Consider the following 24,468-nt stretch of genomic DNA (forward strand, 5'->3'; position numbering starts at 1 on the left):
CAAGTCACTCAACAAGATATTCGCAATTGGTTTGCTCATTGTTGCTACTGTACCTCATGAGTCCGGGAACCGCTATACATCGAACTAATTCACTCAACCGATACTAATTTTGAGTTATTTTTAGTATAAATTAGAGGAATTTCACAGTTATACTGAACTTTTTTGCAAGTGCAAAGAGTGGGATTTCAGCACCCGAGTATCCTGCTGATTTAGAAACGGCAGAGTTGTCCCCGAAACTTGGTTTAGGAGCATAAATCAGAATGAGGCGCAACCTAAATTTTAGCATGGGCGGGACTTCACCTCCCCCCGTTTATAGCTTGCCACAGTTTAATAGTGCCATCTACGCTACCACTAATCATCGCCCTTCCATTGGGTGGAAATACCACAGAGGTTACTGATGCCGAATGCGCTTGCACTAAATTTAATGCTTCTCCGGTATAGGGATTCCAAAAGCCGATCGCACCGTTGCGAGTTCCCCCTACAATTAAGGGTGACTGGGGACTAAATGCCACCGCCTCAATCCAATCTGTATGGGTTAAACTTCCTAACAGTTCCCCGCTATTTACTTGCCACAATTTTATGGTATTATCTCGACTGCCCGAGGCGAGAATTTGGCTGTCGGGACTGAAAGTAACCGATCGCACCATATCCTGATGACCTGTGAAGGTTGCAACCGCTTTTCCCGTGGGTAATTCCCATAGTTTTACGGTGCGATCGCCACTGCCACTGGCTAATAATTTGCCATCGGGAGAAATGGCAACGGATTCTACAGTTCCTTGATGTTCCGTTAAGGTAGCAAATTGCTTCCCGGTACTGATATTCCAGAGTTTAATCGTTGTATCTGTACTGCCGCTGCCTAAAATTGTACCTGTAGGATTGAGGGCGATCGCATTAATCCAGCCGTTATGAGGTGCGAACCAATCTCCCAGCGATCGCAGCAGTTTTCCCATACCTAAATCCCATACTTTCAGACTGCGATCGCAACTGCCACTGATTAACAATCTCCCATCAGGACTAAAAACTAGCGCCTGTACCCATCCCGAATGTCCCGATAGCCAATTCCCCAACTGTTCCCCAGACTTTCCCCTTCCTGGATACCATAATTGGATGCGATTCTCTTCACTGCCACTGGCAACCATTTGACTATCGGGACTGACTGCCACGCAGCGGATACGACTACCCGAGGCAAAGGTTTCAACAGACTTCCATTCCCTCGGTTGTAAAGTTTCCAAATCTTGTAATACTTCTTGGGCAGATTGATAGCGTTGACTCGCTTTATCTTGCAGCAATTTATCTAAAATCTTCCCTAAAGCCGTACTCACCGGGCGGCTGAGATATTGTCGCCATTCCCACTCATTCCCATGTCGGAGATTGAACGGACTGGTTTGGGTTAATAGTTCAATACAAGTTACCGCTAAACTATATAAATCACTAGCAAAAGTGGGGGTTCCCCTTAACTGTTCTGATGCCGTATATTCCGGGCTTCCAATGATAGTGGCATTGCCTACTTGGGGTTGATTGGAAATGCTTTTAACCGCACTGAATCCCACCAATAGCAAAGAATCTGAACGACTTTGCGAAGAACTATCTCCTCCGGCAACGGGGGGACGGCGAATAATATTGGCCGGTTTGATATCCCGATGAATCACTTGATTGCTGTGAACAAAGTGCAGCAAAGGTAAAATTTGTTTAAGGAAAGTAAAAATTTGGTCTTCCGAAAAAGCCCCGGACTCTTGGAGTTCTTCCCCAAGGTTTTTGCCCTCCATGAACTCTTGGATTAAATATTGATGTTTATCTTGTTCAAAATAGGCAAGGAGGCGGGGAATTTGGGGATTTTGTCCCAGGCGGTCTAATTGTACCGCTTCTCGTTGAAAAAGTTCCGCTGCTTTTTGGGCTTCGCTGACGGTTCGCGGCGGAAAAAATTGCTTGATGACACAGAAGGGTTTGGAGGGAATATCTTCATCGACGGCTAAAAAAGTGCGGCTATAAGTGCTGCTGCCCATCGCTTTTAAGGCGCGGTAATGGTCTCTAAGCAGAAGTTTAGAACCGCAGGTTTGACAGAATTTGTTTCCCTCGGGGTTTTTCGGTTGTTGACAAGCTGGATTTAAACAATGGTTCATATCGTTAAAAATTATAATTTTAAGGGGTTAAACTCTGCCAAATTTTAAGGGTTTTATCAACACTGCCCGTGATAATCGTCTGACCATCCCAACTCAAGGCCAAGCAGGTTATACTATCACTATGGCCCGTGAGAGTGTGGAGGAGGTTGCCAGTTTCTTGATGCCAGATTTTCAGGGTTTTGTCTTCACTGCCACTGACTAAAATATGACCGTTTCCGGGATTTAGAGTGGGGGGTAAGGGGAGATAGCCGATCGCCTGAAATCCGCTTAAATGTTCCTTGGGAGTGGCTAATCTTGTGCCCGTATCCAGTTGCCAGGTTTGGATAGTTTTATCCCGACTGCCCGAGGCGAGAGTTTGACTATCCGAGGCGATCGCCACTGCCTCAATCCGTTCCTGATGTCCCGTCAGCGTTGCTTTCACCGTTCCATTCCGCAGATTCCAGAGTTTAATCGTGCGATCGTCACTGCCCGAGGCGATCGTTTTGCCATCAGGGGAACAAGTGAGGCAGGAAACCCCTTGGGTATGTCCCTCCCAGGTTTGTTGCAGTTGTGCCGTCCGCAGATTCCAGAGTTTCAGAGTCTTGTCAGCGCTACCGCTAACTAAGGTTTTGCCATCGGGAGTAATTGTGAGAGCCGTAACTGCGCCGGTATGTCCCGTGAGGGTGCGCAGCAAAAAGCCCGTGGGTAATTGCCAGAATTTAATCGTTTTATCCGTACTGCCGGAAATCAGCAGTTTGCCATCAGGGGAGATGACGAGGGCCGTAACTGCGCCGGAATGTTGAGTCAGGGTATAGAGGACTTTGCCGCTATGACGGTCCCAGATGATCAGAGTTTTATCCTCACTTCCCGAAGCAATGATTTTGTCATCAGTGGAGAGGGCAACGGTTTTGATGGCGGCGGTATGCCCCGTGAGAGTCGAGTCACAGTCCCAGGTTTGCCCTTTAAACAGTTCCAGTAGGGGATTCGGCGGAACCGTTTGCGGGGTGGGAACTGCGGGAACAAAGGGGGTGACTGCCCCGGGGAAACTCCGACTGCCTGCGGTATTCAAATCCTGGAGAACCGCTGATGCAGAGGGATAGCGGGCTTTCATGGAATCTTGGATCATCTTATTCAGAATGACAGCAAGGCGATCGCTCACAGTGCGTCCAACTTGCTGTAAGTGCGACTGCCACAACCAGCGCGACTCCACCGGATCATAGAGGCGATCGAGGGAAATCCCCGTTAACAACTGAATACAAGTCACCCCCAAACTATACAAATCACTCGCCGGAAATGCCCGTCCCCCACGCAGTTGTTCCATCGGCGCATATCCTTCCGTACCCGCCCTCGTCCCCGTTTTCCCCCCGCCTGAATTCAGTTGTTTGGCAATGCCAAAATCAATTAACACCAACTGACCCGAGGAGGATTGTCTCCCATCGTCCCGACGGATAATATTCGCCGGTTTGATATCCCGGTGAATCACCTGCCGTTCATGGACAAATTGTAATACCGGCAGCAAATCTAACAACAACTGACGAATTTGTTCCTCTTTGAACGCCCCAAACCGTTGCAATTCTTGCCACAACGTTTTTCCTTCAATAAACTGCTGCACCAAATACAGCCGTTTATCTTGTTCAAAATAGCCTAACAGTGCTGGAATTTGGGAATGTTGTTCCCCCAACAGTAACAACTGCCGCGCCTCCTGTTCAAATAACTCCGTTACCTTTGCCATTGCTTGCGAATCAGACTGGATTTCCGGTGCCGGTAATAATTGCTTAATCGCACAGGGGGCATTGAGGCGGTCCTGATCCAGGGCCAAAAAAGTGCGTCCCATCCCGCCTTCCCCGAGGGGGCGAATGGTACGATAGCGATTTTTAAGCCCTAACGGAGAACGACAACTCAGACAAAACTTGGCGTTATCTGGATTGTAAGGCTTCTTGCAATGGGGATTGAGGCAATAGCTCATAGAACAGAAGCGCATGGCAAGGGGACTTAGGATCTATTGTACCGACAGGTTCCCCTCGGCTTACGTTAGCCGGAAAAAAAAATGAATTAAGAATTTAGGGGAATATGCGTCAATTACAAATCCGAGTCTTGCAGGGTTGCGGAAAACAGGTGGTGGAGATTGCTCCCGGTTATGATGGCGCTAATCTAATCCAGTTGGCAGCATCATAACCCAGCCGGTCCCGTGGATGGGGTGTTTTTGACGGTTCCAAGGGCCGAGTGGACAGGTTGCTGCCATGAGTAGGAATCCATCGGAAACCGGGCAGTGACGTTAATTCCTCGGGGAGCAAAACCGCTGCATCCGCCGAGTTCGGAGGCCCCTAGTTAGCAGAATGTAGGGTCTTGGCGGAGATTTTGGGGATATGCGGCCCTAGCAGAGGTGGAAAACTCTCAAATTGGCCCGATCGCCATTTTAGACATTTAGGGACAAGGAGTGCTGGGGCTTTAAATTGGAACCCAGGACTTGGTGGAGGGGAATGAGGGATTTCTTTGGCACGTGGTGGGGATAAAGACTGAAGGGGGGTGGTAACGTTTGAACCCCTGCCGGTTGTTGCTATTGACCGATCGCCGGTTTATCTCTCAATAGGGGTAGAGGTAAAATAGCCCCAATGACTGGAAAAGAACCGAGCAGATCGCCCAATCCCCCACTACCATTCAGGTCTGGGATGTTACCGGACCCACAAAGCGCGATCGCCTGGTGGTTACTAACTTCACCCTTTCGAGGGATGAATCTCCCCGGCAGACGTGGTGTAATTGAGATGTAAGACAGAAAGATATCTAGTTTTTGCAAACAAATTTTTCAAACAGGAGAAAACATGGCTATAACACACCAAAAACGAGCCGTTGGTACATTTCCCACTCGCAGCCAAGCTGAACGCGCATTGCGGGAACTCAAAGATAGTGGCTTCCCAATGGACCGCGTATCTGTGATTGCCAAGGATGAAAATCGTCCGATCTCGGATGACCTCCACGGTGATGACCGAGGCAATAAAGCCGATGAAGGTGCAGCGGTGGGTGCAGCAACCGGAGGGGCGATCGGAACCATTACGGGGTTACTCGTCGGTTTGGGTGCACTTGCCATTCCTGGCATTGGTCCTATCATGTTAGCGGGTGCAACCGCAACCGCCCTGGCAACGACCGCCGGTGGTGCGGCCCTCGGTGCAGCGGCTGGAAGCCTACTCGGTGCTTTAGTGGGCCTGGGTATTCCTGAAGAACGGGCTGAAGTGTATAAACAGCGCGTCTCCCGGGGTGATTACTTAGTGATTGTAGACGGAAGCGAAGCAGACATCGCTCGCGCTGACACCATTTTAAATCGGGGTGGCATCGAAGAATGGGGCGTGTATGACGCTCGCCATACCCAGGATACGCATCATCAAACCGACGTCGTTCGTCGTCAAGAAACCGTGGTAGAAAATCGCACCCCCGTGGTTGAACGGGAACGGGATGTGGTGCGCACCGAAGGCAATGTCGTCTATGAGGATAATGTTGTTAAGGTCGTTGATCATACGACCGAACGGGATATCCGCCGCTAAATTAGAGCTTTTTTCTTAGCCAAGAATGAGGATGGAACCCTGGCCCTTGATTGACCTCAGTTTACAGGGTTCCAGCCGTCTAGCTCTTGTGTTCTCATAGAGAATTTTAAACACATAGATTTCAATTGGGGCGATTCCAATGTGCTAAGGACACCTCAAAAGCAGGTGGTTTAACTCATTCAAACTGAATCGCACATCTACCCTAAACCTAAAAAAATTCAGGAAAATAACGATGAAAAAGATTACTCCTTTCTTACTGGGACTTGCTCTTTTATTTGGTGCCGGTGCTTGTCAGGACGTAGAAAGTACCAGTGCTGACGCTCCTAGCGGTGTGGGGGACAGCGCGGAGGAACCCGCCCAAGTGGGAGAAACCTACGAGGATGCCCGGAATGAAACTCGCCGCGCTCAACTCAATAGCGATATTCGGGCGCGGGAAGAACGAAACAACGCCGGGGGTGACCCCCTCGAACGCGCCGACAGTGACCTAGCTAGTGAAGTTCGGAGCAAGCTAGAAGCGAATATCCCCCAGGGTAAGTTGGCTGTAATTGCTGAAGATGGGGTGGTTACCGTGACGGGAACGGTTCCTAACCAACAAGAATATGATTCCATCCCAACTTTAGCCCGGGAAATTCGCGGGGTCCAAGATGTTAAAGTAGATGCACAAATCGTTGCACCGGCTGAAACCGCAGCTCCGGCAGATCAATAGAACAAGGGGGTAAAATTATCCTGATGATGATTGCCCCTATGTAAAGAATAAGGTGCGTTAGACCTTTGTCTAACGTACTTTGTTCGTTGCTGGGGGTTAAGCGCCCTTGGCTCCTCAATCCTAAAACGGCTGCAATTGTTTATCTTTGTCCCGGGCAAATTTCAGCAACTCCTGCGCTTCTGCGGAGGCAGTGGTTCCGGCTTGCACTTGCTCCAATTGGGTGATAATTTTCCGTAAGTCACCCGAGAGTCTACCCCAGTCCAGTTGATCCTGATCGACTCTTGCCAACTCCTGCCAATCGGCGATCGCCTCTTTTGCCCGGTTGAGGGTTTCCACGGCATCCTTTTCCGCCTGTAAGCGCGTCGCCACAGTGCCGCGATTTACCTCATATTCCGCCAGCTTTTTCTGAACCTCTAAATAGTCCGGTGCATCCGGGGTCACCTGTTCCAGACGGGCGATCGCCATATCCCACAACCGCTGAACTTGCTCCCACTGCGCCGCCGAATGGGGCGGATTTTGGGAGGCGACTGCCGCTTGCATGGCAAATGCCTTCGCCGCATCCATCGTCGTCGCCGTTTGCAAACTCCCCTTTGCTGAACCCACCACTTGCTCAAAATCCCGCATTGCTGCTGTCAACTTCGGTTGCGCCATCTGACTCGCCAAGGTTGCCGGGGGAATTTCCACTAAGCGATCCATTGCCGACTGCCATGCGGCGATCGCCTGCTGTTTCTCCGTCAAATTTGTTGCCTGTTGATACTGCTCTTTCGCCGTATTCAGCGCCGTTTCCACTTCCGCAAGCTGAGTTTGAGCATTCTGTTGCTGAAACAGCGTCGCTTCCATCCGCCCGATCGCCTTTCGTGCCGACTCAAACTCATCAAGGGTAAAGCGCCAGCTACAACCAAACAAACTGCAATACCGTTCGGGATAATAGCCCAAAAACCACACCGGCAGGCGATCGAGGGATTTTTGTGCCAGCTTAACCTTGGACGTTCCCAAGTCAAAATCTGCCCGACTCGTCGCCTGATTCACCAGTTGATCCGCTTGTTCCACCAGGGAAATCGCTTGCCGATAGTTATGGTCCATACTGATAAAACTCGGCAACAACACCACCGGCATTGTCTTGGAAACGGGACGGCGAATCATGGGATAAGGAAGATTGAGCACCCAAACCACGGCGGCGACACCTGCGACCCCTGCCATCGCCACAGGGATCCATTTGAGCGCGCTCAAGGGTCCGGGAGGACGATTCGCCTTCTGTGCCGCTTGCAAGATTTGTGGATCAAACTGGGGATAAATATCAACTAAAAGCTCTTGAATTTCGGCAGCAGTAACGGGTTCACCCGATTGGAGGCGAAGTTTTTCTAAGCGCTTAAATGCCATTTGCCGCTGGATTTGGCTGGCGGCATCGGTCCCGCCGGATTTTTCAATTTCCGCACGGAGGATATCAAATGCGCGATCGCTCAAACAAACCATAAACAGCACCTTGGTAATGGGTTCAGGTAAGCTTAGATGGCCTTGGCGCAGCCTGTGCTCATGAGTCTGGAACTCTGTGGATTGCAGACAGTACCGACGCCCCCGGAATTCTTTAATTATCTCATAACTGGACAAAGGCCAATAGACCTCTTGCAAAATTCTCTTAGGGTGTTCCAACAAATAAATCATCCAAATCCCGATGGTTAAGCACTTAACAAGACTGTATGACGCCGCGCTTCTCGGGCTTTGTCCGTGTAGCCTCCGGGCTGGACGCTGCGGGTTTTGTGGGTATTTTATTTTTTGGAGTTCTCTTAAGCCGATTGGCGTTCTTGAGGGGGGTTGGGGAGGATCAATCCGCATTTTGGCAAGAGGTTTAATCTAAATTAATCCTAAAATCCACGGACAGCGATCCAGGCGGTAGTCGCCTCGGAAAAATGTTTAGAACGGGGAAAGCGATCGCCTATAATGACCTGGATGTTTCGGAAATCCCCAACTCGTTCTCGTCCAGCCTTCTGTATTCTCCTGGCCGATCGCCAGCGACCTCAACCGACTCCCATCAACACCGCGCTTCACCCCTTTGACTACCAAATATGGGCGTAAAACAGTATTTTGGGTTTATTTCCCAGCGAATCATTGCCTTATTGCAACGATCGCAACTCTTTCGACATCGCTGGATCGGCTACTTACTCGCCGTAGCGATTTATGCCATCCTCTTACTCATCCCGCTTCCGGGGTTTGAACCCAGTGCACAACGCGCCTTTGCCGTATTTGGTTTGGCTGCATTTTCCTGGGGGACAACTTTGCTGCCTCTGCCGGTTACAGCGATCGTCATCCTGTTCTTACTCCCCTTTAGTGGGGCAATTTCCGCCGAAGACACCTACGCCTATTTTGGCAACCGGGCGGTCTTTTTCATCCTTGGGGCGTTCATTCTCGCCAGTCCCATCATGCGATCGGGACTGAGTACCCGGATTGCCTTAGCGGTGGTATCCAGATGTGGGAACAGTCAGCGCCAGATCCTCGCGGCCATTTTAGGACTCTCGGCCCTGTTGTCCTGTTTTATTAGTGCTCATGCCGTGGCAGCCATGTTATTTCCCATTGTTCTGGAGGTGGTGCGGGCCGCTGGAGCCAAACCCGGGAAAGGCTTTGGGGTGGCGGCCTTTTTATCCCTCGCCTGGGGAGTCGTGATTGGCTCGAATACCACCCTCCTCGGGGGGGCTAGGGGAGCTCTCGCCTTGGGGATTCTCCAAAATACCACAGGTCAAACAATTTCCTTTGGCCAGTGGACTCTGTTTGTGGCCCCGGTGGTGCTGGTGCTGTTGCCAGTCGCCTTTTTTGTCCTAGAGAGAGTGGGAAAAACGGAAGAAGTCTCCCTCTCAAGAGCGCGACGGTTCCTGGAAAAGCGTAATCAGCAACTCGGGGAGATTTCTCGGCGGGAAGTGATCACCGCAGGAATCTTAATCCTGACTATCCTGTTGTGGATCACCCTAGGCGATCGCTGGGGTTTAGATGTGATCGCCTTGTTGGGAGTCACCTTAACGTTTATTCTGGGAGTGGCAAATTGGGGGGAGGTCGAAGAAGATGTCAACTGGGGGATTTTTATCATGTATGGCAGTGCGATCGCCCTGTCGGCGGCACTCAATGATACTGGGGCCGCTGCTGCCCTCACCCAAATCCTTTTGGGTTTTGGAGTTGAGTCCGCCTTGGTAATCTTCGCCGCAGTCACGATCATTGCCCTGGCAATGACTGAATTTATGAGCAATTCTGCTGCCGTAGCAGTCATTCTACCCGTAGCCTTGGCCCTGGCTCAAAAATATGGGATTGAACCCCGTGCCATGACCCTAGGGGTCGTGATTCCCGCTGGTTTAGGCTTTATGCTGCCCGTGAGTACCCCCGCCTTGGCGATCGCCGTGAGTAGCGGCTATGTTCATCCTCTGGCGGTCCTGCGCTGGGGAGTCTGGCTTGATATTATCTCCATTGTGGTGTTCCTGGCCATTAGCCAATTCTATTGGCCCTTAGTAGGATTGAGGGGTTAACATGGCAGAAATTTTACTGGTATTGACAAACCCCTATGGTTATGAAAAAGCGCTCCATCTGGCCTTTGAAGAAGCAGAACAAACCCATAGCCTTTTAAGCGTCACCTTTGCCATCGATCCCGAGGCACTCGATGACTTAATGCGGGACTTGGGAGAAAATGGTTGGTTGGGAATCGGGTCCCGTCGGACCTTGCAGATCTCGATGATGGAAGGATATCGCGCCTTAGCCGCCGACATTTTAGAGGAAGTCTCTCGTCTTGGCGCTTCTAGGGGAATGGCGGTGAAAACTGCGGTCAACGAGGAGGGAATCCGCAGTTATCTCAGTGGTTTGTCTACCCCAGGACCGGAGAAAATTTTCGTCACGGGTTCCCATGCCCTGGGTCCCCTGATTCAAACCCTGGAAGGCCCCTTAGAATGGATCCCTGAAGACTGAATCCTCAAGGGCGATCGCCCGCAGATCCCGGACCCCCAGAATCAGCCATTTAACAGGGGGGACAAATTTCTGTACAATCGAAAAGCCTTGAAGGGTGCTTGAGAAATAATCGTTTATTGCACAATATCTGGAGTTAAGTCAAAATGCAACAGCGTGGTGTCACGGTGTGGTTTACAGGTTTGAGCGGTGCAGGCAAAACCACCATTAGCCAGGGAGTGGAGAAAGAACTGCGATCGCTTGGATATCAACTCGAAGTGCTCGATGGGGATATCGTGCGCCAAAACCTGACAAAGGGACTGGGTTTTAGTAAAGAAGACCGCGACGAAAACATTCGCCGCATCGGTTTTGTCTCTCATTTATTAACCCGCAATGGGGTGATTGTTTTAGTGTCGGCGATCGCCCCCTACCGTGAAATCCGCGAAGAAGTCCGCCATCGAATTGGTGACTTCGTTCAGGTTTACGTGAATGCGCCGCTGGAAGTCTGCGAAGAACGCGATGTCAAAGGGCTTTACAAAAAAGCTCGCGCTGGGGAAATTAAAAACTTTACCGGCATTGATGACCCTTATGAGGCTCCCCTCGATCCGGATATTGAATGCTCCACCAAAGACGAAAGCGAGGCAGAAAGTATCACCAAGGTGCTGCAATATCTCAAAGATAAGGGTTATATCACCCAAGCTTAAACTCCCTAGACAGAAGCATTACGGCTAGATCCTCTACCCTAGGGCGTCCGTACTGTAGGGGTTAAAAAACCGGGTTTCTTCAGAAAAACTGTAGTAATCAGCAACTTTCTGTGGGCGAGAAACCCGGTTTTGGGTCCCTTACATTGAATGCAGTCCCCGGGAGGTCATGGGTAAGTCCTATTCGGGAAATTTTAATTTTTAGATGGCCTTGATTCCACCTTCTACCGGCGCTCTACAGTTTACCGTTGCTTAAGGAGGGATTGGAGAATTCAGTTGCAATGAGGGGAACGCTACAATTGAAGATATATCTATCTTCTATCCTTCATTCCTATTGCGCCGGATTAGGCTCCAGTTCAACGATGTTAATGTTACTGTTTTATGTCGGGCCTGATCGGTATGCCCTAGGCTGTTCCCAGGTCGTAGAAGTCATTCCCCTTGTAGAGTTGAGAAAACTCTACCACGCCCCGGAATATATGGCGGGATTGTTTAATTACCGAGGGAGCATTGTTCCTGTTCTCGATCTGTGTCATCTGATTCAAGGGAGTGGCTCTGGCAATTGCTTAAGCACTCGGATTATTCTGGTCAATTATCAGCAAAAAAACCAGACTTCTCGACTGATTGGGTTAATGGCAGAACGAGTGACCGATACGCTGAATGTCCCAGAATCTCAATTTAACGATGAGGGAATCCACTTAGAAAATGCAGCGTATTTGGGCAAAATCATCATGGACGAAGAAGGGACAATCCAGCAGTTGCGTCTGGACTCTTTACTTTCACAGCAAGCAGAAGCTTTCTTATTGCCAATAGGGGAGAGTGAATAGCAATGGTTTGGGACGAAATTGAGCGAAAACTCACAAAGACGATCGGATTAGACCCCAAAACCCTCGGTTCCCATGCGATCGCCAAAGCAGTTCGAGAGCGCATGGAGGTTTGTGGGGTTGAGAATCTGGCCACATATCTCAATGTCTGGCTCTGTTCCCCTCAAGAATTACAGGCGCTGGTTGAGGAGACTGTTGTGCCAGAAACCTGGTTTTTTCGGGAGCCTGAATCCTTTGAGTTTCTCCGGCGTTACGTCCTCTTTGATTGGTTACCCCACCATCGAGAAGATATCCTCCGCCTGTTAAGCGTTCCCTGTTCCACGGGAGAAGAACCTTATTCCCTGGCGATGATGCTCCTAGATGCAGGTTTACCCCCAAACAGGTTTGTGATTGACGCTGTTGATATCAGTAAAAAAGCCCAAGAAAAAGCCCACCAGGGTCTTTATCGCGAGCATTCATTTCGGGGTAAATATTTGCGCTTTCGCGACCACTATTTTAAGGAAACCCCTCACGGATATCAACTTTCCCCGGCAGTTAAGGAGAGGGTAAATTTTATCCACGGCAATCTTTTACAGCCACTTTTTTTATATAGAAAACCGCTTTATGATATTATATTTTTCCGTCATTTATTAATTTATCTAGAACCGGCTGCTCGCGATCGCGCTATGCAAGTGTTAAATCGCTTATTATCTCCCACGGGACTGCTCTTTGTGGGGTCGGCTGAAGCCGGATCCGCCCTGGAAAAGCGATTCATCTCCCTGCGCCATTCTCGGGCTTTTGCTTATCGCAAGCGACAAAAGAGCGACGGCAGCGATCGCTTTTTTATCGCCCCGCATGACCCTGAACACTCTACATTACAGGTTCTCCAGCTTAGTCCCCTTAGCTCCTCATCTGGATTCCAACCCGAATCCAAACCAGGGCATTCTGCGGAAGCGGTCCCAGAAGCCAGAAGAGAACATCCTCAAACCTCCTGGGCGATCGCCCCTAGCGTACCCTCCCCCCCGAAGCGAATCCCGGAGTCCCCCCTGATTCAGGCTAGGCATCTAGCGGATCTCGGACGATTGAATGAAGCGGCACAGCTATGCGAAACTTACCTCAGTCAACATCGCACCGATGCCAATGCTTATGTCTTATTAGGGGAAATCCTCCAAAGCGCGGGACATTATGAGAGAGCTGAACAATGTTGGGAGAAAGCTATTTACCTCGAACCCCACCACTATGAAGCCTTGATGCATCTACTCTTGCTCAAAGAATCTCATGGAGAGCTCACCCACGCCTGTGCCCTTCGGCAGCGGATCCAAAGACTCCTAAAATCTCAGGGGGAATAGCACTCAATCATTCAGGGATTAAGGATAAACGGGCCACTCCAAGCTATTTCAACACCAAAGGAAAAAAAGAAATGTTTCGGAATCTTTCCTTGCAAGCTCGAATGCTTGCGGCGTTTATATTTATGGGCTTAATTGTATTCAGCGTTGCTTTAGTCGGGTGGGGGGGAAATTATCGGTTAAGTAATCGCCTCAACCTGATTACAAATAACGCCATGCCGAGCGCGATCGCCTTATGGAAAATCAACGAAGGGCAGACCCAAGTTCAGTCATCCGAACGATTGCTCCTCAATCCCCGCAGTTCCAATGAACGCCGAATTCTTGCCAAAGAAAGAATCTCTCTAGCATGGAAACAAATTAATCAAGGATTTTCCGAGTACAACAATATTGGCGGTAATGATGCCGAAGAAACCCGCCTTTATAATAACTTTGTTGAAGATTGGAATCAGTGGAAGCAAATCCATGAAGAATTCCTGCAACGGAATCAAGAATTTGAATCCTACGGCATTTTGCAACCTTGGGAAGCTCAGGTCCAGTTATGGGAGACGGGTCAAGTTAATAGTCCCCAAATGGCTAAGGCCCGAGCCGCTACTGAGGTTTTAGAACAGATGAATGCCCAACGCAGTAACCGCAGTATTCCCGCCTATCAAGCCGCTGAAGCCAGCCTAGACGAGGTATTAAAATACAATCAAAATCTGGCTTCCCAAGTGGTAAGCGAGGCGGAACAAGATGTCGCCCAAAGCCGTTTCTGGGTAGTGCTGGGAATGATCCTCGGTCCCTTGACTGCCATAATTTTTGGCTTTTATTTTAGCAACACGATCGCCAAACCTCTGGGAGCCAAAATTGTCGGGGTGGTTCGAGTCGCGGAAAAAATTTCCTCGGGAGATTTGACCACTCCAGTGATGGTGATGGAAACCCAGGATGAAATTGGCCGGTTAACGGTTGCTTTTGCTCAGATGACCCAAAAGTTAAATTCCTTAATTCGTCAAGTCCAACATTCGGGAATTCAAATCACCAGTTCGACTACAGAAATTGCCGCCTCCGGTAAAGAATTAGAAGCAACGGTGACGGAACAAGTTGCGTCTACGAACCAAGTGGTGGCAACGGCAAAAGAAATTGCCGCGACTTCGGGGGAATTAGTTAAAACGATGGATCAAGTGGGGGAACTGGCGGGACAAACGGCGATTGCTGCCGGAACCGGCCAACAGGAAATTACGCGGATGGAAAACACCATGCGCCAATTAGCCAATGCGACTGCCTCGATTTCGGCAAAATTGGGGGTGATTAGCGAAAAAGCGAATAACATTAATAGTGTGGTGACCACGATTACCAAAGTTGCGGATCAGACTAATTTGCTCTCTCTCAATGCGGCGATCGAAGCTGAAAAAGCAGGGGAATATGGCACAGGTTTTGCTGTGGTTGCCCGAGAAATTCGGCGACTGGCAGACCAAACGGCGATCGCAACTTTGGATATTGAAAGTATGGTCAAAGATATGCAATCTGCTGTTTCCACCGGGGTGATGGAAATGGATAAATTCACCACGGAAGTCAGCCGAGGGGTTGAAGATGTTCGCACCATCAGCGGACAAATTGGCAAGATTATTGAGCGGGTTCAAAGTCTCACCCCCCGATTTGATGCGGTGACAAAAGGTATGGAAGATCAATCGGAAGGTGCTCAACAAATTAGTGATGCAATGGTTCAACTGAGTGAAGCCTCCCGACAAACAGCCCAAGCTCTCCGGGATACCAATCGGGCGATCGAGCAATTAAATGAAGCAGCTCAAGGATTGCAACGAGAAATTTCGTTCTTCAAGGTGCAAATCTAAGGGGCGATCGGTCAAAACCCACCCTTTCAAGGGTCTGGCTCTAGAAACAAAGCCCGCGAAGCGCGGGCTATAGAGAAAACAAACTTGAGTTCCCTGGATTGAGGACAAGGTTTACAGCATTTTTGCAAAAAAACCAAAGCCTTGGTACTTCTGATGTTAAAAACTGGGTTTCTGTCCCAACTTCTTGCCCATTCTTAACCAAGAAAGGGCAATGAAATCCGGTTTTTGACCCTCATCGCCCAGCATCTGGCTGTCACTCCTTGGAAAAATTCTCCCATTCATTGAGGCGCGCTCTATGACGGAAAAGTGCTGGAATCAGATCGGAATACAAGGCGATCGCTCTTGTCCCCAACTTAATACATTCATCCATTGCCGCAACTGCCCCGTTTATACCAGCGCAGGGCGCAATTTATTGCAACGGGAAGCCCCTGAAAACTACCGCGCTGAATGGACGGATTTACTCGCTCAAACTCGCACAGCCATAACCAGCGATCGCAATGCCCTTCCCCAACTTCAACGAGCCACGGCAGAATTCTTTGAGCCACTTTCTCTGGTTATTTTTCGCCTAGGCGTAGAATGGTTAGCACTGGCCGCCTCTACATTTCAAGAAATAACGCCGCCTTGTACCCTTCATACTTTACCCCACCGCACCAACGAAATTCTCCTGGGCTTAGTCAATATTCGCGGGGAACTTTTACCTTGCATTTCTCTGAGCAATCTCCTCGGGTTAGAACGACAAAGCACTCATCCGAAACCGTTAAACCAGCAAGGGGATTTGACTCGGACGGTTTATTCTCGGATGGTTGTGGTTAATATTCAAGGAGATATTTGGGTATTTGCTGTGGATGAAATTGAAGGCATTCACCGCTGCGATCGCCATTTGATTGAAGAAGTCCCAGCGGTGGTGTCAAAAGCCCCCGTCACTTATACAAAATGGATTGTAAATTGGCAAGATAAAAAAGTAAACTACCTCGATGAAGAGTTTGTATTTTCTACCCTGAAACGGAGGATTTTGTGAATACAGATGAAATGGATTTGAGTCATCTATCCATGCTGGATTTATTCGGAATGGAAGTCGAAACTCAGGCTGCCCTATTAAATGAAAATTTATTAGGGCTAGAAAATCATACCCAGTCAGGCAAAGAACTCGAAGCATTAATGCGGGGTGCTCATTCCATTAAAGGCGCGGCCCGCATCGTTCAGCTAGATGAGGCGGTCCATATCGCCCATGTGATGGAGGACTATTTTGTAGCAGCGCGGGAAGGTCGAATTACGGTTTCACAAGACCATATTGATATTCTGCTCTCCGGAGTGGATCTGCTGTTGAGTATGGGGAAAGTCCAGGAACTTGAGTTAAAAGGCTGGATGCAGCAACATCAGCGGGAAATTGACCTAATCGCCAGCCAAATTAAGGCGATCGCCTCCCCAGGGACTACGCAAGACCCACCCCAAGCTCACCCAGAACCTTCAACCCTGGGCGATCGCCCCGCCATCCCCTCACCCGCCCCAAAACTGAATCTCAACCCGGTTGAACCCCCCCCTACGCCCCTCCTCGTTCCGTTTCCCGAACCCGAACCGCCTGAACCGATCCGGGTGCAATCCCCCCCGTCCTCTCGTTCCAGTGGCGATCGCGTCGTCCGCTTAAGTGCAGACAACTTAAATCGATTGATGGGTCTCGCCGGAGAGTCCTTAATTGAAGCCAATTGGTTACAACCCTTTGCCGATTCCTTACTCAAACTCAAAAAACACCAGACGCAATTATCAAAAACCCTGGAAAAATTAGGAAGCTCATTGAGCGAACATCAAACCACCCCCACTACGAAAAATTATCTGGAAACTGCTCAAATTCAAGATAAAGAATGTTTGGAAACTCTTAACAATCGCCTTAATGAGCTAGAACTATTTGCTCGTCGTTTTGCGAACCTTTCCGACCGTCTCTATCGGGAAGTGATTGATAGTCACATGAGACCTTTTTCCGAAGGGGTATCTGGCTTTCCTCGCATGATGCGCGACTTAGCCAAACAGCTAGGGAAGTCGGTAAAATTTGAAATAATGGGCAAAGCAACCAAGGTCGATCGCGACATTTTAGAGAAGCTAGAAGCTCCTCTGACTCAAATTTTGCGAAATGCGATCGCCCACGGGATAGAATCTCCCAGCGAACGGATTGCTGCAGGAAAACCCGCCGAAGGAACCGTGCGACTCGAAGCCGTTCATCGCGGAGGAATGCTATTGATTACCATTTCTGATGATGGTCGAGGCATCAATTTAGCCGAGGTTCGGCAACAGGTGATTGCCAATCAATTGGTTAATCCAGAGTTCGCCCATCAGCTCACTGAAACTGAACTGATGGAATTTTTATTTTTACCCAGTTTTTCCACCGTCACTGAGGTTACGGAAATTTCTGGACGCGGCGTCGGGTTAGATATTGCCAAGGGAATGATGCAGGAGGTGGGCGGGTTATTGCGTGCTCAGTCGGAACTGGGAAAAGGCACCCGTTTTCATCTCCAATTGCCTTTAACTCTATCGGTGATTCGCACCCTGTTAGTGGAAATTTCTGGCGAACCCTACGGGTTTCCCCTCACCCGAATTGATCGGATTGTTCAGATTCACCGGGGGGATATCTTTGTGGTGGAGAATCGGCAGTATTTTACCCTCAATGGTCAAAATATTAGTCTGGTTAGTGCTCATCAAGTTCTGGAATTGGGAAAGAGCGAGCTCAATGATGATTTGTTATCGGTAATTGTGCTGAGCGATCGCACCAGCTATTATGGCTTGGTCGTTGAACGCTTTCTGGGTGAGCGAGATTTGGTGGTCCGACCCCTAGACCCCCGTCTGGGCAAGGTCCGGGATATTAGTGCTGCCGCCTTAATGGAAGATGGATCGCCGGTTTTAATTATCGATGTGGAAGATTTGGTGCGATCGCTTGATCTCCTCCTCAGTAGTGGGCGCTTAAGTCAAATCACTCAGGATACCCAAGTCAAAGAGTCCAAACATCATCGAAAAATTTTGGTAGTCGATGATTCCATCACCGTGCGAGAAATGGAGCGCAAACTGTTACAAAATAAAGGCTATAACGTCGATGTTGCTGTTAACGGTGTTGATGCCTGGAATGCAGCAAGGACCGGGGAATATGACCTGATTATTACCGATGTAGATATGCCCCGAATGAATGGCATTGATCTGGTTAAGCAGCTTAAAAATCATGCCAAGCTGAAGTCTACTCCCGTGATTATTGTTTCTTACAAGGACCGGGAAGAGGATCGACTATTAGGGTTAGAAGCCGGGGCAAATTATTACTTGACAAAAAGTAGTTTTCATGATGATACGTTTCTAAATGCCGTTATTGATATGATTGGCACCCCGGATGAGATTTGACCCCCCGGGGGTAGTGGCGCTCGTTGGGCTCACACCCGGCGATCCCTCTTTTGGAACCCTTGTGGCAGAAACCCTTTATAGCCGCCCATCCGGGCTGTCTTTGGGATAAGCGTAGCACAAAAATGGCGACGCGCAACCCCGGAAAGTTTCGCTGATCAAGTACCTCTTATTTCTGAATGGGTGACGTGATTTTTGTAAATTTCCTCTAAAAATCTTCCAGGGAATAAGTTATTTTTTAAATAAATAATTTCAGAAAAAGGGGAGAATTTAGATATAATAGGAGACATTTCGGGATTTGCTCGTCACTATACCTCACTCTCTGTATGAAAATTGCTATTGTTAATGATATGCTGTTGGCAATTGAAGCCTTACGGCGCGTCTTAACATCAGTGCCTCACTACGAACTTATTTGGGTGGCCCGGAATGGCGCTGAAGCCCTAGAAAAATGTGCCTTAGTACGACCCGATCTCATTTTAATGGATGTATTCATGCCGGTGATGGATGGGGTAGAAGCAACTCGCCAGATTATGCGGGATTGTCCCTGTGCAATATTGCTGGTGACTTCAAGTATTAACACTCACTTACCTCAAGTATTTGAAGCCCTCGGATATGGGGCGCTCGATGTCGTGATTACGCCGATTCTGGGACATTACGGAAATGCCGAAGGGGGAGAAACCCTCCTGGAAAAAATTAGGACAATTCATAAATTACTGGGTAAACCCCTCAGCAAAGAACCCAAAAATCTAATTCCGGTTAAGTCGTGTTATACGAATAAACCCTCTCCCCCCCTGGTTGCGATCGGGGCTTCTACGGGAGGTCCCACGGCGATCGCCAAGATTTTGTCTAAGTTACCCCAGGATTTTAGAATATGTGTGGTGATCGTCCAGCATATCGATGTGCAGTTTTCCGCCAGTTTTGTCCAGTGGTTATCCCATCAAACGCGGTTAAAAGTCGAATTGGCTCAAATGGGAATGACCCCGGAGGCGGGTAAAATTATCGTTGCCGGAACTAACGATCATCTCTTCATGCGTGGAGATCGCACCCTCGGCTATACTAAACATCCCCGGAATAATCCCTATCGTCCCTCGGTGGATGTTTTTTTTACCAGTTTGGCTGAAAACTGGCCGGGACAAGGATTAGGGGTGTTGCTAACTGGAATGGGACGAGATGGAGCAGTGGGATTGAGTGTCTTGCGAGCGGCAGGTTGGCAGACGATCGCCCAAGATGCCAATAGCTGCATCGTCTATGGAATGCCAAAAGCGGCGGTTGAATTGGGAGCAGTCCAAGAAAGTTTGACTCCCGAGGCGATCGCCCTAAAACTCCTTACTCTCTAATCCCAAACCCAGTTTCTGAGTTAAGTTTGGCCAGTTTTGTAGCCCCGATGAGATCCACAGTTTCGCCTTTTTCTGGATGGGATTTTTATCATCATCAATAGCGTATCAAGACCTTTGGATTAACCGAAAAAAACAGGTTTTTCTCTTCTACGCCATCCTTTGCAAGGAAAGGGGAAAAGGGGGTTAGGTCCGTAGGGGCGATCAAGCGAACATGATAAGCGCTCCACCTCAAATTGTACCTCCGACGAAACCCAAACCTTAGCCTTGGTCTTCACTGGATTCTTATCCTTCTCAACGGCGCTCCACCTCAAACTCAGGTAAAATATCTACTTTTACCGTTACTTTCCCTCGGTTTGTCCACTGGAAAATAAATTAGATTAAATTGAACTTTTTCCAACTCGGAAGAGTCCCCTGAACGGAAGTATTATCTTGACTCCCTATTCTGGATTTTTCTAAAAAACCGTAGCCCTCGCTACTGATGTTATCCCCATCGCGGGGTTTAACTGGAAACAGGGCATTGTCTTTATCCCCCTAGAGATAGATGACAAAGGATGCCGGAGTATAAAAACTGAAAGAGAGGGATTGAAAAGCTATGGACTTCTAAGCGTTAAATGTCGTCCAATTGAAATTTGCATTGGCCCCTTAAACTGGTAGTAAATTTTATCTCAGGAGCGTAAATGCAATCCCGGGTCATGAGTGAAGAATTAATCAAAATGAATCCAGCGATCGCTTTACATCCCCTCCCTCAAATTTTCAGTGCGAGTCCGGGAAAACCCATGATTAAAGAACTTTCAACCCAACCTGTATCAATTTTATTGATAGACGACCAGCCGATAGTCGGGGAAGCAATTCGGCGGATGTTGGTAACCGAAAAAGATATTAAATTTTATTCTTGTACTGACCCGGATAGAGCCATTCAAATCGCTACTCAAATTAATCCCACGGTAATTTTACAAGATTTAGTCATGGGGGAAATTGATGGGTTAATGCTCCTGCGATTTTTTAGAGCAAATCCCGCGACGCGCGATATTCCCATCGTCGTCCTCTCCACAAAGGAAGAACCCCAGAAAAAAGCTGAAGCCTTTGCTTCAGGTGCCAATGATTACTTAATTAAAATTCCCGATAAAGTTGAGCTAATTGCCCGACTTCGTTATCACTCTAATGCCTATCATAACTTATGCAAGCGGTATGAAGTTGAGGTGACCCAGCAGTATAATAAAGAGTTAGAATTTCGGGTTCAAGAGCGGACCCAAGAACTGACCGAAGCCTTAGATAATCTCAAACAAACCCAAGCTCAATTAGTTCAAAGTGAAAAAATGTCTGGTTTGGGGCAACTGGTAGCCGGAATTGCCCATGAAATCAACAACCCCATCAGTTTTATCTCGGGAAATTTGGTTCATTTTATTGAATATGCCGAAGGATTATTAACCTTAGTGGAAATGTATGAACAAGCATTTCCAGAACTGCCAATTAGCATTCAAGATTTTAGAAAATGCCTAGACGTAGAATTTGTTAAGGAAGATTTGCCGCGATTAATGTCTTCCATCCGAGGAGGAGCCGATCGCATTCGAGAAATTGTAGTAAAGTTAAAAAATTTTTCGCGGATGGATGAATCGGAGAGAAAAAAGGCAGATATCCACGAAGGAATTGAAAGCACTCTGGTGATGCTGCAACATCGGCTGGATGAGAATCAGATTGAACTGATCAAGGAGTATGGAGAGTTACCCCCACTGGAATGTTATCCGGGACAACTCAATCAGGTGTTTATCAATATTTTAAGCAATGCGATCGATGCCGTGATCGCTCGTCCCCAACTCGCGCCCAGTAAAGCCCGCGCCCATGATGGTGAGACGGTTCCTCGAAAAATCAGCATAAAAACTGAACTTCAAGGCGAGGCAGTAGCGATTCGGATTACAGACAATGGCATCGGAATTCCCCCAGAACTTCAAAACCAGATTTTTAACCCATTTTTTACCACCAAGGAAGTGGGACAAGGAACGGGATTAGGATTGGCAATCAGCTATGAAATTATCGTCAAAAAACATCACGGACGAATCCACTGCCAGTCGCACCCCAGTCAGGGTACCGAGTTTACCCTGGTAATTCCATGCCGATCTAACTCAGCGAGTAATATTCACCCACTGCCCCTGAGTCACAAAGAAAGTGTTCTTTCCTCAGTTTCTCAACCCCCTCCAACCGAAATCACTGCGCTGCAATGGCTGGAAGTGGGTTAATTTCCCATGTAGATCCCTGTCCCTAGTTCTCTATCCCTCATCCAGTGAGCCTCCCCTCGGGTCCCCGTCCCTCTGTCTTCGGTCAAGGGAGGGTGATATGGTGGGAGGGAACCAGCAGTGGCTCCAATGGGAGGGACTTAGGGTTTTGGCCAACAAAACCGAGTCTCGTGGGGGTAGAAATGGGGATCGCGCCGCAATTAGGTCAGAGATCTATTACCGAGGGACTTGGACAAGGGCCAGAGGAGGAGGAACTCGGCTAAATGAGAAGTTATAGTCAAAATCTCAACAAAAAAACATTATATTTCATTAACTCTTAAGGCATGATGAAAATAGAAACTTTTATAGTAGCGTCCGTAACCCGTTCTTCACCAGGCCGGGAAATAGCTACTCCCTTGAGTTATTTTTCTTCCCCGGTCTAAAGAGCGGGGGATTTACAACTATTGCCATAGAGGACATGAGGTTTGCCCATGCTTTCAGAAAGCAGATCAGACAGAAAAACAAAACCCGTCGTGGTTCCCACTCGTAGAACCGGCGCTTATGCGTTGATGGATAGTCTCAAGCGTCACGGAGTCAAACATATTTTTGGCTATCCGGGTGGGGCGATTTTACCCATTTATGATGAACTGTATCGGTTTGAAGCCACAGGGGATGTCCAGCATATTTTAGTTCGCCATGAACAAGGAGCCTCCCATGCGGCAGATGGCTATGCCCGCGCCACAGGCAAGGTGGGGGTTTGCTTTGGAACATCCGGTCCGGGAGCAACTAATTTAGTCACGGGAATTGCTACAGCCCACATGGATTCGATTCCAATGGTGATTATTACCGGACAAGTGCCCCGGGCGGCGATCGGGACTGATGCGTTCCAGGAAACGGATATTTATGGAATTACCTTACCGATCGTCAAACATTCTTATGTGGTGCGCGACCCTCGGGATATGGCACGGATTGTCGCGGAAGGGTTTCATATTGCCAGTACCGGCAGACCCGGTCCGGTGTTGATTGATATCCCCAAAGATGTGGGTTTGGAAGAGTTTGACTATGTGCCGGTGGAACCGGGGAGTATTAAATTACCGGGATATCGACCGACGGTGAAAGGGAATCCCCGGCAAATTAATCAGGCGATCGAGTTAATTCGCCAAGCCAAAAAACCTTTACTCTATGTGGGGGGTGGGGCGATCGCCGCCAGTGCGCATCAATCTATTAAAGAACTTGCCGAACATTTTCAGATTCCAGTCACCACTACCCTAATGGGCATTGGGGCTTTTGATGAACATCATCCCCTGTCCTTGGGGATGTTAGGAATGCATGGCACCGCCTACGCCAATTTTGCCGTAAGTGAATGCGATTTGCTGATTGCCGTTGGTGCTCGCTTTGACGATCGCGTCACAGGGAAGCTGGACGAGTTTGCCGCCCGCGCTAAAGTGATTCATATCGATATTGACCCCGCAGAGGTGGGTAAAAACCGGGGACCGGAAGTTCCCATCGTCGGAGATGTGCAGCAAGTGCTCACGGATCTGTTGCGTCGCCTGCGGGAAACAGGGGATATTGCCGATACCAACCAAACGAAAGAGTGGTTAGGACGAATTGATCGCTGGCGGCAAGATTATCCCTTGGTGGTTCCTCATCCAGAAAACGCCCTCTCTCCCCAAGAGGCGATCGTGGAAGTGGGACGGCAAGCACCGGATGCCTACTACACCACCGACGTCGGACAGCATCAAATGTGGGCAGCTCAGTTCCTGAAAAATGGTCCTCGCCGATGGATTTCCAGCGCCGGATTAGGCACAATGGGGTTTGGAGTTCCCGCCGCGATGGGTTCACAAGTCGCGCTACCGGATCAACAAACCATCTGTATCAGTGGCGATGCCAGCTTCCAGATGAACCTCCAAGAACTGGGAACGATCGCCCAGTACGGCATTAAAGTCAAAATTGTCATTATCAATAATGGCTGGCAGGGGATGGTCCGCCAATGGCAAGAAACCTTCTATGGGGAACGCTACTCGTCATCCAACATGGAGATTGGGATGCCGGATATTCCCTTACTCTGTCAGGCTTATGGCATTAAAGGCAAGGTGGTATCAACCCGGGACGAACTCCAAGGGGCGATCGCCGAAATGCTGGCTCATGATGGACCCTTTGTCCTGGATGTCCATGTCACCCGGAACGAAAACTGCTATCCAATGGTAGCCCCAGGCAAGAGTAATGCTCAAATGCTAGGTTTACCCGAACTCAAACAAAACAACTTGCAGGTTGAGTTGGTTTACTGTAGCAATTGTGGCGCAAAAAATGCCTCCACAAATCACTTCTGCCCGGAATGCGGAACGAAGCTCTAGGGTAAGAGAGATGGGGAGGATAGGGGGGATGGGGAGGATGGGGAGGATGGGGAGGATGGGGAGATGGGGAGGATGGGGAGGATGGGGAGGATGGGGAGATGGGGAGGATGGGGAAGTTTCTACTCACGACTGAAGTCGTTTCTTTCTTAAACTTGTAGTAACGAATTCAGTCCTCTCCCCCATCTCCCCTATCTCCCCCATCTCCCCCATCTCCCCCATCTCCCCCATCTCCCCCATCTCCCCCATCTCCCCCATCTCCCCCATCT

The 24,468-nt window shown here is 48.9% G+C and carries 18 protein-coding genes; 14 read left to right on the forward strand and 4 right to left on the reverse strand.

All coding sequences use genetic code 11. The features are described 5' to 3' along the window. Window positions 1–296: 296 nt before the first annotated feature. From NG792_RS27530 to NG792_RS27540, 3 genes are all read right to left on the reverse strand, one after another. Window positions 297–2,120: a WD40 repeat domain-containing serine/threonine-protein kinase gene (locus tag NG792_RS27530; RefSeq protein ID WP_261237594.1), complete on the reverse strand. Its 1,824-nt coding sequence runs from the start codon at window positions 2,118–2,120 to the stop codon at window positions 297–299. Between the two features lie 19 nt (window positions 2,121–2,139). After that, window positions 2,140–4,065, reverse strand: a complete 1,926-nt coding sequence (locus tag NG792_RS27535) for a serine/threonine-protein kinase (protein ID WP_261237595.1) — start codon at window positions 4,063–4,065, stop codon at window positions 2,140–2,142. 591 nt (window positions 4,066–4,656) lie between these two features. Beyond that, window positions 4,657–4,893, reverse strand: a complete 237-nt coding sequence (locus NG792_RS27540) for a hypothetical protein (protein ID WP_261237596.1) — start codon at window positions 4,891–4,893, stop codon at window positions 4,657–4,659. A gap of 25 nt (window positions 4,894–4,918) precedes the next feature. Here NG792_RS27540 and NG792_RS27545 point away from each other — a divergent pair, with 25 nt between their 5' ends. Both NG792_RS27545 and NG792_RS27550 read left to right on the forward strand, forming a co-directional pair. Then, window positions 4,919–5,635, forward strand: coding sequence for a general stress protein (locus NG792_RS27545; protein ID WP_261237598.1), 717 nt, complete (start codon window positions 4,919–4,921; stop codon window positions 5,633–5,635). A 232-nt stretch (window positions 5,636–5,867) separates the two neighbouring features. Next, window positions 5,868–6,341, forward strand: coding sequence for a BON domain-containing protein (locus tag NG792_RS27550; RefSeq protein WP_261199618.1), 474 nt, complete (start codon window positions 5,868–5,870; stop codon window positions 6,339–6,341). A 120-nt stretch (window positions 6,342–6,461) separates the two neighbouring features. Here NG792_RS27550 and NG792_RS27555 read toward each other — a convergent pair whose 3' ends face one another. After that, window positions 6,462–7,970 carry a hypothetical protein gene (locus NG792_RS27555; RefSeq protein WP_261237599.1) on the reverse strand — a complete coding sequence of 503 codons (1,509 nt, stop codon included), beginning with the start codon at window positions 7,968–7,970 and terminating at the stop codon, window positions 6,462–6,464. Window positions 7,971–8,279: 309 nt separating this feature from the next. Between NG792_RS27555 and NG792_RS27560 the strand changes: the two genes are divergently transcribed. The 12 genes from NG792_RS27560 to ilvB all read left to right on the forward strand — a co-directional run bounded on the left by NG792_RS27560 (window position 8,280) and on the right by ilvB (window position 24,202). After that, the gene (locus NG792_RS27560; protein ID WP_261199620.1) at window positions 8,280–8,414 is read left to right on the forward strand and encodes a hypothetical protein; all 135 of its coding nucleotides are present in this window, start codon (window positions 8,280–8,282) and stop codon (window positions 8,412–8,414) included. Beyond that, window positions 8,405–9,847: an SLC13 family permease gene (locus tag NG792_RS27565; protein ID WP_261237601.1), complete on the forward strand. Its 1,443-nt coding sequence runs from the start codon at window positions 8,405–8,407 to the stop codon at window positions 9,845–9,847. The genes NG792_RS27560 and NG792_RS27565 overlap by 10 nt, the downstream gene beginning before the upstream one ends. A 1-nt stretch (window position 9,848) precedes the next feature. Further along, entirely contained in the window at window positions 9,849–10,280 is a 432-nt protein-coding gene (locus NG792_RS27570) for a hypothetical protein (RefSeq protein WP_261199622.1), read from the forward strand. Between the two features lie 143 nt (window positions 10,281–10,423). Next, window positions 10,424–10,960 (forward strand): adenylyl-sulfate kinase, encoded by a 537-nt coding sequence (gene cysC / locus NG792_RS27575; protein WP_261237602.1) that lies wholly within the window; start codon window positions 10,424–10,426, stop codon window positions 10,958–10,960. Window positions 10,961–11,319: 359 nt separating this feature from the next. Then, window positions 11,320–11,781, forward strand: coding sequence for a chemotaxis protein CheW (locus NG792_RS27580; RefSeq protein ID WP_261237603.1), 462 nt, complete (start codon window positions 11,320–11,322; stop codon window positions 11,779–11,781). A 2-nt stretch (window positions 11,782–11,783) separates the two neighbouring features. Then, window positions 11,784–13,106 (forward strand): CheR family methyltransferase, encoded by a 1,323-nt coding sequence (locus tag NG792_RS27585; RefSeq protein ID WP_261237604.1) that lies wholly within the window; start codon window positions 11,784–11,786, stop codon window positions 13,104–13,106. Between the two features lie 71 nt (window positions 13,107–13,177). After that, window positions 13,178–14,929, forward strand: coding sequence for a HAMP domain-containing methyl-accepting chemotaxis protein (locus NG792_RS27590; protein ID WP_261237606.1), 1,752 nt, complete (start codon window positions 13,178–13,180; stop codon window positions 14,927–14,929). Window positions 14,930–15,224: 295 nt separating this feature from the next. After that, entirely contained in the window at window positions 15,225–15,947 is a 723-nt protein-coding gene (locus tag NG792_RS27595) for a chemotaxis protein CheW (protein ID WP_261199627.1), read from the forward strand. Then, window positions 15,944–18,304 carry a hybrid sensor histidine kinase/response regulator gene (locus NG792_RS27600; RefSeq protein ID WP_261237608.1) on the forward strand — a complete coding sequence of 787 codons (2,361 nt, stop codon included), beginning with the start codon at window positions 15,944–15,946 and terminating at the stop codon, window positions 18,302–18,304. Before NG792_RS27595 ends, NG792_RS27600 begins: the two co-directional genes overlap by 4 nt. 323 nt (window positions 18,305–18,627) lie before the next feature. Next, window positions 18,628–19,638, forward strand: a complete 1,011-nt coding sequence (locus tag NG792_RS27605; RefSeq protein ID WP_261199629.1) for a chemotaxis response regulator protein-glutamate methylesterase — start codon at window positions 18,628–18,630, stop codon at window positions 19,636–19,638. A gap of 692 nt (window positions 19,639–20,330) precedes the next feature. Then, the gene (locus NG792_RS29050) at window positions 20,331–21,872 is read left to right on the forward strand and encodes a hybrid sensor histidine kinase/response regulator (RefSeq protein ID WP_317619530.1); all 1,542 of its coding nucleotides are present in this window, start codon (window positions 20,331–20,333) and stop codon (window positions 21,870–21,872) included. 467 nt (window positions 21,873–22,339) lie between these two features. Then, the gene (gene ilvB, locus NG792_RS27620) at window positions 22,340–24,202 is read left to right on the forward strand and encodes a biosynthetic-type acetolactate synthase large subunit (protein ID WP_261199630.1); all 1,863 of its coding nucleotides are present in this window, start codon (window positions 22,340–22,342) and stop codon (window positions 24,200–24,202) included. Window positions 24,203–24,468: the final 266 nt, after the last annotated feature.

The organism is Laspinema olomoucense D3b, assembly GCF_025370785.1.
GTDB lineage: Bacteria > Cyanobacteriota > Cyanobacteriia > Cyanobacteriales > Laspinemataceae > Laspinema > Laspinema olomoucense.